Origin of the sequence: Methanococcoides sp. AM1 (assembly GCF_900774055.1) — an archaeon.
Taxonomy (GTDB): domain Archaea; phylum Halobacteriota; class Methanosarcinia; order Methanosarcinales; family Methanosarcinaceae; genus Methanococcoides.
This window is the reverse complement of record NZ_CAAGSW010000003.1, coordinates 149,466-162,110: the sequence shown is the minus strand read 5'-3', so window position 1 is coordinate 162,110 and position 12,645 is coordinate 149,466. Positions and strand designations below refer to the sequence as shown.

The 12,645-nt window shown below is 44.2% G+C and carries 14 protein-coding genes; all 14 read left to right on the top strand.

The window, feature by feature from the left end; translation table 11 throughout:
• The first annotated feature begins 144 nt into the window (after nt 1-144).
• The 14 genes from E7X57_RS05850 (at nt 145) to E7X57_RS05785 (ending at nt 12,480) form a co-directional block, all read left to right on the top strand.
• On the top strand, nt 145-345 hold the full coding sequence (locus E7X57_RS05850) for a RimK/LysX family protein (protein WP_244603612.1): 201 nt from the start codon (nt 145-147) through the stop codon (nt 343-345).
• An 11-nt stretch (nt 346-356) separates the two neighbouring features.
• Nucleotides 357-1,379, top strand: coding sequence for a DUF21 domain-containing protein (locus tag E7X57_RS05845; RefSeq protein ID WP_135611578.1), 1,023 nt, complete (start codon nt 357-359; stop codon nt 1,377-1,379).
• 267 nt (nt 1,380-1,646) lie between these two features.
• Complete coding sequence (gene trmY, locus E7X57_RS05840) at nt 1,647-2,255, top strand: tRNA (pseudouridine(54)-N(1))-methyltransferase TrmY (protein ID WP_135611576.1); 609 nt, start codon at nt 1,647-1,649, stop codon at nt 2,253-2,255.
• A gap of 30 nt (nt 2,256-2,285) precedes the next feature.
• Nucleotides 2,286-3,578, top strand: a complete 1,293-nt coding sequence (locus E7X57_RS05835) for a tRNA pseudouridine(54/55) synthase Pus10 (protein ID WP_135611574.1) — start codon at nt 2,286-2,288, stop codon at nt 3,576-3,578.
• 65 nt (nt 3,579-3,643) lie between these two features.
• Entirely contained in the window at nt 3,644-3,940 is a 297-nt protein-coding gene (locus tag E7X57_RS05830) for a 50S ribosomal protein L21e (RefSeq protein WP_135611572.1), read from the top strand.
• A 153-nt stretch (nt 3,941-4,093) separates the two neighbouring features.
• Nucleotides 4,094-4,447, top strand: a complete 354-nt coding sequence (locus E7X57_RS05825) for an RNA polymerase Rpb4 family protein (RefSeq protein ID WP_135611570.1) — start codon at nt 4,094-4,096, stop codon at nt 4,445-4,447.
• A 76-nt stretch (nt 4,448-4,523) separates the two neighbouring features.
• On the top strand, nt 4,524-5,120 hold the full coding sequence (locus E7X57_RS05820; RefSeq protein WP_135611568.1) for a DUF655 domain-containing protein: 597 nt from the start codon (nt 4,524-4,526) through the stop codon (nt 5,118-5,120).
• Nucleotides 5,121-5,137: 17 nt separating this feature from the next.
• Nucleotides 5,138-5,950, top strand: coding sequence for a 16S rRNA (adenine(1518)-N(6)/adenine(1519)-N(6))-dimethyltransferase RsmA (gene rsmA, locus E7X57_RS05815; RefSeq protein ID WP_210409037.1), 813 nt, complete (start codon nt 5,138-5,140; stop codon nt 5,948-5,950).
• A gap of 5 nt (nt 5,951-5,955) precedes the next feature.
• A complete protein-coding gene (locus E7X57_RS05810) occupies nt 5,956-6,558 on the top strand; it encodes a HemK2/MTQ2 family protein methyltransferase (RefSeq protein WP_135611566.1) in 603 nt (200 codons plus the stop codon).
• A 190-nt stretch (nt 6,559-6,748) separates the two neighbouring features.
• Complete coding sequence (locus E7X57_RS05805) at nt 6,749-8,668, top strand: hydantoinase/oxoprolinase N-terminal domain-containing protein (protein ID WP_135611564.1); 1,920 nt, start codon at nt 6,749-6,751, stop codon at nt 8,666-8,668.
• 262 nt (nt 8,669-8,930) lie between these two features.
• Nucleotides 8,931-10,862, top strand: coding sequence for a hydantoinase/oxoprolinase family protein (locus E7X57_RS05800; RefSeq protein ID WP_135611562.1), 1,932 nt, complete (start codon nt 8,931-8,933; stop codon nt 10,860-10,862).
• A 50-nt stretch (nt 10,863-10,912) separates the two neighbouring features.
• Nucleotides 10,913-11,776, top strand: a complete 864-nt coding sequence (locus tag E7X57_RS05795) for a shikimate kinase (RefSeq protein ID WP_135611560.1) — start codon at nt 10,913-10,915, stop codon at nt 11,774-11,776.
• A 14-nt stretch (nt 11,777-11,790) separates the two neighbouring features.
• Nucleotides 11,791-12,078, top strand: coding sequence for a chorismate mutase (locus tag E7X57_RS05790; protein ID WP_135611558.1), 288 nt, complete (start codon nt 11,791-11,793; stop codon nt 12,076-12,078).
• Between the two features lie 12 nt (nt 12,079-12,090).
• On the top strand, nt 12,091-12,480 hold the full coding sequence (locus tag E7X57_RS05785) for an AIR carboxylase family protein (RefSeq protein ID WP_135611556.1): 390 nt from the start codon (nt 12,091-12,093) through the stop codon (nt 12,478-12,480).
• The last annotated feature ends 165 nt before the right edge of the window (nt 12,481-12,645 follow it).

The following is a 12,645-nucleotide window of genomic DNA, read 5'->3' as shown; positions in this document are numbered from 1 at the left end:
TTCATCCCACCAAATTTAATTTATACTTAATCGCTCATTTTCGATTTAAGATATCTTATGGACAAGGGAAAAGACAAATTAATGCTTGGCTGGAGGGAGTGGGTTGCACTACCAGACCTGTGACTGCCTGCTATAAAAGCTAAAGTGGACACCGAGGCCAGAACATCATCTCGGCATGCTTTTAATATAGAGCTTTACAAAGAGAATGATGTTGAAATGGTCCGGTTCTTTATCCATCCGATCCAAAATAATCATTTAGAAGATGATCCAAATTCCAATTATACAGAAATTCTTTTATTTTGTGCCCTCGTAATATTGTTTAGCAATTTTTCCTACCTGGAGTGAAACAATAAATTATGAATGATATCATTATCTGGATACTTATTGTTCTTTGTCTGAGCCAATCAGCCCTTTTTTCAGGGTTGACCATTGGCCTTTTTGGATTAAGTCGTCTCAGGCTTGAAATTGAGGCCGAAGCTAACAACATACATGCAAAAAAGGTCTTAAAACTAAGGAGCGATCCGCATTTGCTCCTTTCCACTTTACTGTGGGGTAATGTGGGTGTTAACGTATTGCTTACATTGCTAACGGATTCCGTGATGATAGGAAGCTCTGCTTTCATATTCTCCACAGTGTTCATCACCTGTTTTGGAGAGATAATGCCCCAGGCATATTTCACAAGGAATGCCTTAAAGATGGGAGCTTCACTGACACCTATTGTCAAATTTTACATAATGCTGTTGTATCCTGTGACAAAACCTTCTGCAATGATCCTTGACAGGTGGCTTGGCAAAGAGAAACTTGAGTATTTCAAAGAAACATCCCTGAGGATAATGCTTCGAAAGCATATCAGATCGGATGCAAGCGATATTGACAAGATGGAAGGACTAGGAGCTATTAATTTCCTGTCACTGGATGATCTTAGTATAAAGCAGGAAGGTTCCCTTATAGACCAGAATTCCATAATAGAGCTCCCCACAGTTAACAACCGCCCGATCTTTCCGGAAGTTGGGACCCCGGAGTTTGAAGAACTACTTCAGAAGATCGCAAAGCCGGCCAAGAAATGGATAATCGCGGTTGATAACAATGATCATCCTGTCGTAGCAATCGATTCTACATCGTTCATAAGAGATGCCATCTACAGGAAGCCTTTCTATCCGCTGCGGTATTGCCATGCTCCCATAATCGTAAAAAGCCCTAAGGAAAAAATAGGGGATGTGCTTCATAAGCTGAAGGTCTATCCTGTAGACTCCGAAGATGATGTCATCGATAACGACCTTATACTTTACTGGAATGATGACGATCCTGAGAAGATAGTCATAACAGGTTCTGATATACTTGGTCGCCTGTTCAGGGGTATCGTTAACAGGGTAAGGTGAACCCTTTCATTTTTTGTATTTATTGTATTTATTGTTATTTTTATCGTTGTTCATCACTGTGAATATTCAACAAAGTAAAACCTTGGAACAGATATTATGCCAGCCGGAGATACTGATCAGAGTAGATATGTTTTTATCCTATATTCTTTATTAAGAATCATTCCGGAATACACATTAACTAAATAAAAAAAGTATTGTGTTATTTAAGGGTGCATTTAATCTAATAAAACATGGTTATCACCAAAAAACAAGACAGGATTCTAAAATATGCGAGATTTTGTGATAATTGCCCATAAAGCTTTGACAACAGGCGACTTTTCCCTCAATGACATGCCCGGAGCAGCCGGCCGCATGGATATCCTTTGTAGATGTATAAACTCATCATTGTTCTTATCCCATGACCTGAGAAGGGATGTTCAGGTTCATCTGGTACTGCTTGGAGAACCGGATCCGGGAAAGATAGTCCGTTTTGACGGAGAGCACATAAGGTACCTGAACCCGGATGAAAGAAGTGCAGGTTCACTTATCAAGAAAGCACTCCAGAAAACAGCAACAGAATGGGAAACACGCTCTACACCCGGAGTTTTTATGAGAAGGGGTGGTCTTGACACCCTCCTGAACGAGTTCAGGGAAGCAGGACGCAAGTTTATCTACCTGCATGAAGATGGCGAAGATATACGCGAAGTTTCCGACCTTACCGATGATGCTGTGTTCATTCTCGGTGACCATGTGGGTGTCACTGAAGAGGAAGAACAAATGATAAATGAGCAGGGAGCACAGACCATCTCCCTTGGCCCAATACCACTACATGCAGACCATTGCATAATACTGATCAACAATGAGATCGACAGGACAATGGCAGAGAAGGTCCAGTAATTTAAGGAACAGGAAGAAGGAAGTGACCAGGTGAACATACTCGATACTGCAAAGAAGATCATCCAGGAAGGACCCATTTGTGACCACTGTATGGGAAGACAGTTCGCAAAGCTCTCTACCGGATTGACCAATGATCAAAGAGGACGTGCTGTTAAGCTCGCACTCGCTATGGAAGGCGACCGCATTAGCAAGGATGAGGGTGACAAAGAGATACTGGAAGAGCTAAGCAGCTCAAGTGTCAACGCCCGCAAATCATTGAGAAAGGAAGGCGAAGATGAAAAATGCTGGGTCTGCCTGGGACTTTTTAAGAAACTGGACGACTGGGCCGAAAAGGCCGAGATCGCACTTAAGGATTATGAATATTCCACGTTCCTTGTCGGAACAAAGATGAGCGGGCTTCTTAGCGAGAACGAGGAGATCCTCTGGACAGAGTCCGAAGCTACCCATGCAGAGCAGTTCAAGTCTGAACTTAACCGTGAGGTAGGAAAGCTCATTGCAAAAAGGACAAATAAAGATGTTGAGCTTGAGACCCCGGATATACTCGTAACACTTGACCTTGCTAACGAAGAGGTCATTCTTCAGGTGCGCTCGGTCTATATCCTTGGAAGGTACAGGAAACTTGTGCGAACCATCCCCCAGACACGCTGGCCATGCCGGTCATGTAAGGGTAGGGGATGTGAGGCATGCAACTTCACCGGAAAGCAGTATCCGGAATCAGTTGATGAGCTTACCAAGAACCCTGTTATCGAAGCACTGCGCTGCACTGACACGAAGTTCCATGGTGCAGGTCGTGAGGACATCGATGCACTGATGCTCGGTACCGGAAGACCTTTCGTTGTAGAGGCTGTGGAACCATTGCTCAGAACATGCGATCTTAAGCAGGTTGAAAAAGAGATCAATGATCGTGCTGCCGGCAAGATAGAAGTAATTGGCCTTACATTTACACCAAAGGCCACTGTCGAGGCTCTCAAGAGCTCAAAGGCGGATAAAGTTTATAACCTTAAAGTTACATTCAAAGAGCAAATTCCAGAGGAAAAACTCAGATCGGCCATCAATGAACTCATTGGTGCACAGATCGGCCAGAGAACACCACAGCGTGTATCTCACAGAAGGGCAGATCTGGTACGTAAGCGAACCGTCCATGACATAAAGCTTAACGAACTGACCGAGAACTATGCAATGATCGAAGTTCATTGCGAGGGCGGCCTCTATGTCAAGGAACTGATATCCAGCGACGAAGGAAGAACAGTGCCAAGCCTTACAGGGCTCATCGGCACACAGGCTACCGTTGCCGAGCTGGACGTCATCGGAGTCGACATTTAAGTCGGCAAACCATCAAATTTATCAAACATAGGTCTTATCCACGACCTGAACAACGGAGGAAAATAATGCCAACATCACACGGTGAAAGAAGCTGTACTAGGTACAAATTGAAGAAGACTGTTAGGGAAAGGGGACTCTCTCCTGTAAGCAAGGCTATCCAGGAATTCGAGAACGGACAGATGGTCCACATCGATATCGACCCAAGCATACAGAAGGGAATGCCAAACGCAAAGTTCCAGGGAAAGACCGGTAAGGTACTTGGACAGCGCGGAAGAGCTTACCTTTTACAGGTCAGGGACGGAAATGCAATGAAAGAGGTCATTTCCCTGCCACAGCACCTGAAACCACAGAAATACAACTAAGTTCATGTTCCAGACTAGCAATAGTCTGGACACTGACACATTCAGGTGTCGATAGATATATCTATATCAACACCTATCTGAAAGATTACATCCGCTACAACTGTGTGGCCCTCAAAACGGTAAACTATACTTAATTTCAAAGAGTGTATTTTAATGATCGTCAAACAAGTCCAGAGTGAAGAGTTATTGACTGTTCCCGAAGTCAAGGAAATACTTAGCGAGATAATGGAAGAGCGCACAGAACGCGGCGAAGAACTGGGATATGAGCTTCGCAAGGCCATCAACCATGCAGACATGTTCGCAAAGATCAGTGCCGAAAAGTCCAGAGAACTTGTGGGCAAACTTCTTGAACTGGAGAAGATGAAACCTGAGATCGCAGTCCATATTGCAGATATCATACCTCAAAGCAGGGATGAGCTCAGGGCACTTTATGCAAAAGAGAGATTTACTTTGACCGAAGAAGAACTGGATACGATACTTAATCTGGTACTCGAGTCAATGGAATAATTTATATTTCATACTTTACTTTTTTTGATGGAGACAGTAAGTTTCATCACCGATGCACAACATACGGGAGGATACTATGAGAAAGAGGGGAACACCACCTGAGAAAGAAGATTACGCATGGGTCCTTGACTACCTACCTTATGGCAGTACAACAGACAAGCGGCCGGCATACCAGAAGAAACCTCTGGTCCAGGCAGTTGGTGATAAGCACTTTGTACTTATGGAACTTGTTCCAAAAGAAGGAGCTAATCCACAGATACAGTCCCGCGTCTATATTGGTGACGGGGACAGAGATGAGATCGACCACGTAAAGCACAGGGTACACTATCCGGAACTGAGCCATGGTGCACAGCTTGAGCTGCCTCATGTACTTGAGGAATGTGTCAGGCATCAGGAAGAGAAGTTCGTCAAGTTCTTCAACGAGGCACATCCCATAACAACAAGGTTGCATATGCTGGAGCTACTACCCGGTATCGGCAAGAAGCTCATGTGGGCTATCATCGATGAGCGTAAGAAAGGCGAGTTCAAGAACCTGAAGGACCTGCATGACCGTGTCGGTGGAGTACATACTCCTGAAAAGGTCATTGTAAACCGTATCCTTGAAGAGCTTAAGGATGATAATATCAAATACAGGCTTTTCACAGTACCAATGCATCGTCCAAAAAATGATTAAAGACAGGTGTCATCGCATTGGTAAGAAAAATTCTACAGAAATATGGTATCCAGGGCGGATGCCATGACCAACATTTTTTGATAGACGAACGAATTCTTGATTCTATTGCCGAAGAGGCCAATCTCTCCGAAAATGATGTTGTGCTCGAGATCGGAGGCGGTATCGGCAATCTTACAGAAAGGCTTCTGGAAAAAGCAGGAAAGGTCATAGTCATAGAACTTGACCCTAAGCTTGTAGATGTCCTTCATGACCGTTTTTCCGACAATGAGAAACTGGAGATAATCCCCGGCGATGTCCTGAAGGTCGATCTTCCCGAATTCAACAAAGTTGTTGCAAACCTCCCATATTCGATATCCTCACCAATTACGTTCAAGCTCTTTGAACATGACTTTGAACTGGGCGTACTGATGTACCAGTATGAGTTTGCACAGCGCATGGTAGCTGAAGCCAATACAGAGGACTACAGCAGACTTTCCGTGAACACACATTATTTTGCTGATGCATCCATACTCATGAAGATACCCCCTTCAGCATTCTCACCACCTCCGGAAGTGTGGTCTGCAGTTGTCAAAGTTGTTCCCCGACCATCACCATTCCATGTTGATGAGCCCGAATTTTTCCTGAACCTTGTCACAGCCGGTTTCCTTCAAAGACGTAAAAAGCTCAGGAATGCAATTATCAAAGGTAACCATTTGCTAAAGGTTCCAAACATCAAGCAGATAGTTGATGAGCTGCCAGAGGAGCAGATGAACAAGCGTGCTGAGAACCTTGAACCCCATGAGCTTGCAGACATTGCAAATCACATCTGCAAAATGAAGAACGCGATGTAAAGACCATGGTAACGATCACCCACAGGAATGCGAACATAACCCTTGATGAACAGGTCTACGACCCCGCCGAGGATTCCTATTTGCTTGCTGACGTTGCCATTGATAATGCAAAGGAAGGCATGAAAGTACTGGAAGTCGGAGCAGGCACCGGTTTTGTTTCGGCAGTCCTTCAGGAAAATGTCGATGTTGAACTTATTGCTACTGAGATCAGCCCCATTGCTGCCGCTTGTGCAAGATCGAGTGGCGTGGAGGTCATCAGGGCAGATATGTTCAATTGCTTTAAGCCCGGAACTATGTTCGACCTTATCCTGTTCAATCCCCCTTATCTTCCCACATCAGAAGATGAGAAAGTCCCGGGATGGCTTAATTATGCCTTCGATGGCGGACCTGATGGCAGGGATGCAGTAAATCGTTTCATTGAAGAGGTTCCCGAATACCTCACCGGGAACGGAGTGGTGCTTATTCTCATATCTTCACTTACAGGTATCGGGCAGGTAAAGGAACGAATGGAAACCTGTGGGTTTGAAGTTGAGACCTGTAATAGTGATAGCTGCTTCTTTGAAGAACTGACTGTGCTAAAGGGTATTTTTGGTCCCTCTGGCATTTGACCTTGCTGGAAACATAGTTAGAATATAAATTCGAACTACAGGCAAACCATAGGTTTTGCATACATTCCACACAACTCTTATATACGATTCCAAACCATCTATATTAGGGAGAATATCCCCGGTTCATTTTATGTTTATAGCCTTCATGCAGAGCGAAGTCTTATATTTGGAGTTAAAGGAGTGATAAAAGATGCAATACAGCATGGGTATTGACGCAGGTGGTACTTACACCGATGCGGTAATAATAAGGGATTCAGATGGTGAGATCGTTGATTCTACAAAAGCAAGAACAACATACCCAGACCTTTTGATAGGCATTCAGAACGCACTTGACGGATTAGATCAGAGTTATCTCAAAGACATAAAGCTGGTCTCCGTATCTACAACGCTCTCCACTAACACGATCCTTGAAGGTACCGGCTACCCTGTTGCACTTATCATGGCAGGTGACTATGTAATACCTGAAACTCATTCCATAAAGAACTACATTGTTGTCGAAGGCGGTCATGGTCCTAACGGAGAAGAAATAAGAAAACTGGACATTGAAGCTGTCAGGGAATTTATCTTCCAGAACAAAGATACAGTCTCAGCCTTTGCAATTTCATCCTACTTTAGCATACGCAATCCTGAGCATGAGCTCCAGATCAGGGAACTGATCAAAGAGCTGACAGGACTTCCAAGTGTTTGCGGACATGAACTTTCCCAGGATCTTGGTGCGTATAACCGTGGTATCACAGCATACCTTAACGCACAGCTGATCCCGATAACAGATCATTTCATAGAGACCATCATCGGCGAAATGGAAAGAAGGAACATAAAGGCAAGGCTTCTTATGCTCAAATGTGACGGTTCCGTTGTTGGTATCGATGAAGCAAAAGAAAAACCTATTGAATCTATCTTCTCAGGCCCCGCAGCAAGTCTTGTGGGTGCAGCATATCTTAGCAAAGCAAAGACATGTACAGTAATTGATGTCGGCGGTACAAGTACAGATGTATCCATGATAGAAAATGAACTGCCGGAACTCTGTGATGAGGGAGCGGTGGTCGGTGGCTGGCAGACAAAGGTCAAGGCCATTCGCATGGAAACCTCTGCAATGGGCGGAGACAGCCATATCTGGATCAAGAACCAAAAACCCAACATCGGCCCGAGAAGAGTTATACCACTATGTGTGGCCGCAACGAAGTACCCTTCAATAATTGAAAAGCTTAAGACGGCAAGAGTGCCCTCAAGAATGCTCTTAAGCGATAATATACAGCCCACTAAATTCTTTATTCGATCAGGAAAAGAACCTACATCAGAATTTACTCCATCTGAAAAGGAGATCTTTGACAGGATCGGAGATGAACCGGTTTCCATAAGCGGTATCTTCCACGACAAACTTCCCTCACCAGTCTTCCTGGACCTGCTCATTCAGAAAAGGCTTGTACAGGCTATCGGATTTACCCCAACTGATGCACTGCATGTGCTCGGGGACTACAACGAATGGAATTCTGAGGCTTCCAGCGCTGCAGCAACCATACTTGGACGTATGACACACCAGAACAAGATGGAGTTCTGCCAGCAAATTAAAAATGAAGTTGCCAAGAATATGGTCATCTACCTTATGTCCTATCTTCTGGAAAATGTACCTCCGGAGGAGATAAGGAAGGTCATAGAAGGTGATCATCACACCAGGTTCAAGCTTGACATCCCTGTAGTACTCCTCGGCGGACCTGTAAGAGCTTATGTGGAAGACGTAAGAAAATTGATCGATGCAGATGTTATACTTCCGGAACATTCCGAAGTGGGCAATGCAGCAGGAGCGCTTGTGGGAAAAGGTATCAAGAGGATCGAGATACTTATCAAGAATGTAAGAAAGAAATCGAAGATAAGTAATATCGTGTTCGTGCAAGGCCAGCGTGAGATCTTTCAGACGCATCCGGAAGCCCTCAAATATGCAGATAAGCTTGGAAGAGAACTTGTCCTGGGCTACATGAAGGAAGCCGGACTGGATGCAGAGGATGTGCGCATAGAAGTAACAAGGAACGATATCACAATGCACGGTGACAGCCTGCCACTGGAAACAAAGCTTGTTTTCGTGGGGATCGGCACACCGAAAAGAGGTATCTGAAAATAAACAGGAATGTAAAATAACCATTGTTTGTCCGAATATCCAGTGGCAACTGAAAGAGATCTTAAGCAAGTTCGAGTAACATCGAACTTCTTAAACTCCATAACAAAATCCGAACGTTCATATAGCAGTAATTAGTCCTAATGAGCTGACTAACGATTCTAATATTGATTAACACATGGAAGCTAAGCTTTATGTGGTACTGCCAGGCAGACCGCTCCAGAGCAAACATAAAAGAAATTTACTATAAAGGAATAAGATCATGAAATACAGCCTTGGTATTGATGCAGGAGGAACTTACACCGACGCCGTTCTAATCAGCGACGCGGATGGAAAGATCATTGATTCTACAAAAGCAAGGACCACCTATCCTGACCTTTTGCCAGGTATACAGAACGCTTTTGACGGACTTGACCAATCTATTCTAAAACAGGTAAAACTAGTATCAGTATCCACGACCCTGGCAACTAACACGATCCTGGAAAAGACCGGTTACCCTGTGGGACTTATCCTTGTCGGAAAGACAGATGTCCCCAAGAATTCGGCAATAAAGTATTACATATCCGTGAGCGGTGGACACAGTTCCGGCGGCAATGAGACTGCACCGTTAGATCTTGTTTCGGTCGAGGAGTTCGTCCATGCTGTAAAGAACAAAGTATCAGCATTTGCCGTTTCATCTTATTTCAGTGTAAGGAACCCCGAACACGAACTTAAGGTAAAGGAACTTATCACAGAACTTACCGGAATGCCTGTGATCTGCGGACACGAGCTATCCCAGTCACTAGGCGCATATGATAGAGGAATTACAGCATTCCTGAACGCCCAGTTGCTTCCAATTGCCAACCAGTTCATGAACACAGTTGCGTCTGAGGTTGAACGCCGTGGCATAAAAGCGAAACTCATGATGCTGAAATGTGATGGTTCCATAGTGGGAATGCATGAAGCCCTTAAGCACCCCATCGAATCAATATTTACAGGACCTGCCGCCAGTCTTGTGGGTGCAGCATACCTCTCAAAGGAACCAAGCTGTGTAGTGATCGACGTGGGCGGTACAAGTACAGATGTTTCGCTGACAGTCAACGGACTACCGCAGATCTCAGAGACTGGTGCCATTGTCGGCGGGTGGCAGACCAAAGTTGAGGCTATTAAGATGGAAACCTCTGCAATGGGCGGCGACAGTCATGTATGGATCATGAACCATGTGCTCAGTATCGGACCCAGAAGGGTGATACCGCTATGTGTTGCAGCTACTAAATATCCAAGGATCATCAAGAAGTTGAAGCAGGGACAATCAATTTCAAGAATGAAGCTGGGCGAGAACATCCAGCCGACAAAATTTTTTATCAGGACAAAACAGAAACCTATAGAACTTACCCAGAGGGAAGAGGAACTGCTGAAAAGGATTAAAGATGAACCACTTACTGTCAGTGAAATATACCTGGAAAGAACAATAATGCCTTCTCCTATGCTCCTTGACAGCCTGATACAGAAAAGGCTTATACAGACCATCGGGTTCACACCTACCGATGCATTGCATGTGCTTGGAGACTACAATGAATGGGATAAAGAAGCATCGATCCTCGGTGCAGAGCAAATGTGTATCTTTGCAGAGATGGAAGTAAAGGACCTCTGTCTTGAGATCAAAAGAAAAGTAGCAAAGAACATGGCATTAAATCTCCTGTCTTACCTGATGGAAACCGTAGATTCCAAGGAGATCGAAAAAGGCCTGGATGGGAATTTCTTCGCCGGATTCAAGGTTGATGTGCCGGTTGTCCTCCTTGGAGGACCTGTGCGTGCATACACTGAGGAGATAAAGAAGTTCGTGGATGCAGAGATACTCTTACCCGAACACGCTGAAGTAGGAAATGCAGTGGGAGCTCTTGCAGGAAAAGGAGTGAAAAGGATAGAGATCCTCATCAGGGCAACCTTCGGTGAATCCAAATACAACCTCAAGCCAACCTCAATTTCGGTATTCTCCCCTCTTGGAAAAGATGAGATGAAAAACTATGAGGAAGCAGTGGTTTATGCAGAAGAACTTGGCAACAAACTGGTAATGGATTACATGAGAGATGCAGAGCTCGATGATGGTGATATCAACATCGAAGTTAACAAAAAGGTGATCAACCCATTAGATACCGGAGTTCCTCTGGAAACGAAGTATGCTTTCCTGGGAATTGCTGAATTGAAGAAGTAAGTCATACCCTTAAATATCAACATCCCATATTCTATTTCCGGGAATTCGATATGACACTAACAGGACATGCCTATGCACTCGGTGCAGGAACCATCATTAATGCCATTGCTACCTGGAAAGGATCTGCTTTTGGGGTTGACCTGAAGACCTTTGCGGACGTTGAACTTACAAAGAACAGTTCTTCCATAATCGGAAGTATTGAAAATATGCCACAAGGGGATACCACACTGATCGAAAGGTCGATGGAGCTTGTCCTTGATCATTTTGGCATTGAGATGGGAGGAACTGTTCTAACACGTACCGAAGTGCCACTTGCAAGCGGATTGAAAAGCAGCAGTGCAGCTGCAAATGCAACCATTCTTGCAACCCTTGATGCCATTGGAGAGACAATGGAACCCATGGATGCAGTGCATCTTGGCGTAAGGGCTGCAAAGGATGCAGGAGTTACCATCACAGGTGCTCTTGATGATGCATGTGCCTCTTTTTTTGGCGGTATCGTTATTACTGACAATCGGAAGAACGAACTGATCAAACGCACTGAGAAAGAGATGGATGTAATTATCTTTGCACCCGAAAGGCAGTCTTTCAGTTCACAGACAAACGTACAGAATTCTGAGCTTATCGCACCCTGGGTAGATATGGCTTATGAGCTTGCACTTGAAGGGGAATATGAGAAGGCCATGACGCTTAACGGGTTCCTCTATTGCGGAGCACTTGGGTTCAGTACTGATATAATGATGGAAGCCCTTAAGATCGGTGTTAAAGGAGTTAGTCTATCGGGCACAGGTCCCGCATATTCTGCGCTTGTAGATAAAGATATGGCAAATGAACTTGCAAAGATATGGGAAGAGTGTGGCACTACCGGAAAAGTGATAAATACCAAGATTAATAATGAAGGTTTAATGAAACTTTAATTCCGTAGGTAAACATGACCGCAATAGATGAAGTTCGCAGTAAGATCGAGAGGATTGATAACGAGATCATAAAGTTGATCGCGGAACGTACCGATCTTGCAGATGATGTGTTAGAGAGCAAAAGGAAAGAACACAGGGCTATCAATGATAATACCCAAAACCATGTTGTTCTTGACAGGGCCGCTAACATTGCAACCGAAAAAAACCTTGATTCCGGCGCCGTAAAAGAAATATTTGAGATCCTTATCAGGATGAGCATTGCGCGCCAGCATGAACTTAGCGGGGAAGGAAACCTCCCCTGATGGAGATAAAAAATGGTAGATATTTCAATATTAATGGGCTCAGAATCAGATCACGCAATTGCAAACCGTGTTACGAAAGTATTGGAAGAAACAAAATACTCCTTTGAAGTAAATGTTATCTCCGCACACAGAGACCCGGATAAACTTGAAGATCACATCGCAAATAGTGATGCAAAGGTTTACATTGCTATTGCAGGACTATCAGCCGCACTACCGGGAGTTATTGCTTCCAGGACAATGAAACCTGTGATAGGCGTACCTGTCAGTGCAAAACTTGGCGGACTTGACGCATTGCTCTCAGTTGTGCAGATGCCACCTGGAGTTCCTGTTGCCAGCGTTGGTATTGATAACGGTGCAAATGCTGCAAAACTTGCGATCAGGATCCTTGACCTTATTGAATGATCAGTTCAATCAAATTTGATGAAATATAGATCATAAACAGAAGTGAACAAAAAAAGAGATCGAACATGAAATGTTTTATCTCTTTTATTGTTCTTTAATAAGTACTATATTTTTACATACATCACTTTTATTTATCTTACAAGCGGCTTTTCATGAATACGCGTG

Excerpts from the sequence above, each read along its gene's own strand:
- E7X57_RS05795 (WP_135611560.1), top strand. The coding sequence starts at position 10,913 with ATGACACTAACAGGACATGCCTATGCACTCGGTGCAGGAACCATCATT.
- E7X57_RS05800 (WP_135611562.1), top strand. The coding sequence starts at position 8,931 with ATGAAATACAGCCTTGGTATTGATGCAGGAGGAACTTACACCGACGCC.
- E7X57_RS05820 (WP_135611568.1), top strand. The coding sequence starts at position 4,524 with ATGAGAAAGAGGGGAACACCACCTGAGAAAGAAGATTACGCATGGGTC.
- E7X57_RS05810 (WP_135611566.1), top strand. The coding sequence starts at position 5,956 with ATGGTAACGATCACCCACAGGAATGCGAACATAACCCTTGATGAACAG.
- E7X57_RS05845 (WP_135611578.1), top strand. The coding sequence starts at position 357 with ATGAATGATATCATTATCTGGATACTTATTGTTCTTTGTCTGAGCCAA.
- E7X57_RS05830 (WP_135611572.1), top strand. The coding sequence starts at position 3,644 with ATGCCAACATCACACGGTGAAAGAAGCTGTACTAGGTACAAATTGAAG.
- E7X57_RS05790 (WP_135611558.1), top strand. The coding sequence starts at position 11,791 with ATGACCGCAATAGATGAAGTTCGCAGTAAGATCGAGAGGATTGATAAC.
- trmY (WP_135611576.1), top strand. The coding sequence starts at position 1,647 with ATGCGAGATTTTGTGATAATTGCCCATAAAGCTTTGACAACAGGCGAC.
- E7X57_RS05825 (WP_135611570.1), top strand. The coding sequence starts at position 4,094 with ATGATCGTCAAACAAGTCCAGAGTGAAGAGTTATTGACTGTTCCCGAA.
- E7X57_RS05785 (WP_135611556.1), top strand. The coding sequence starts at position 12,091 with ATGGTAGATATTTCAATATTAATGGGCTCAGAATCAGATCACGCAATT.
- E7X57_RS05805 (WP_135611564.1), top strand. The coding sequence starts at position 6,749 with ATGCAATACAGCATGGGTATTGACGCAGGTGGTACTTACACCGATGCG.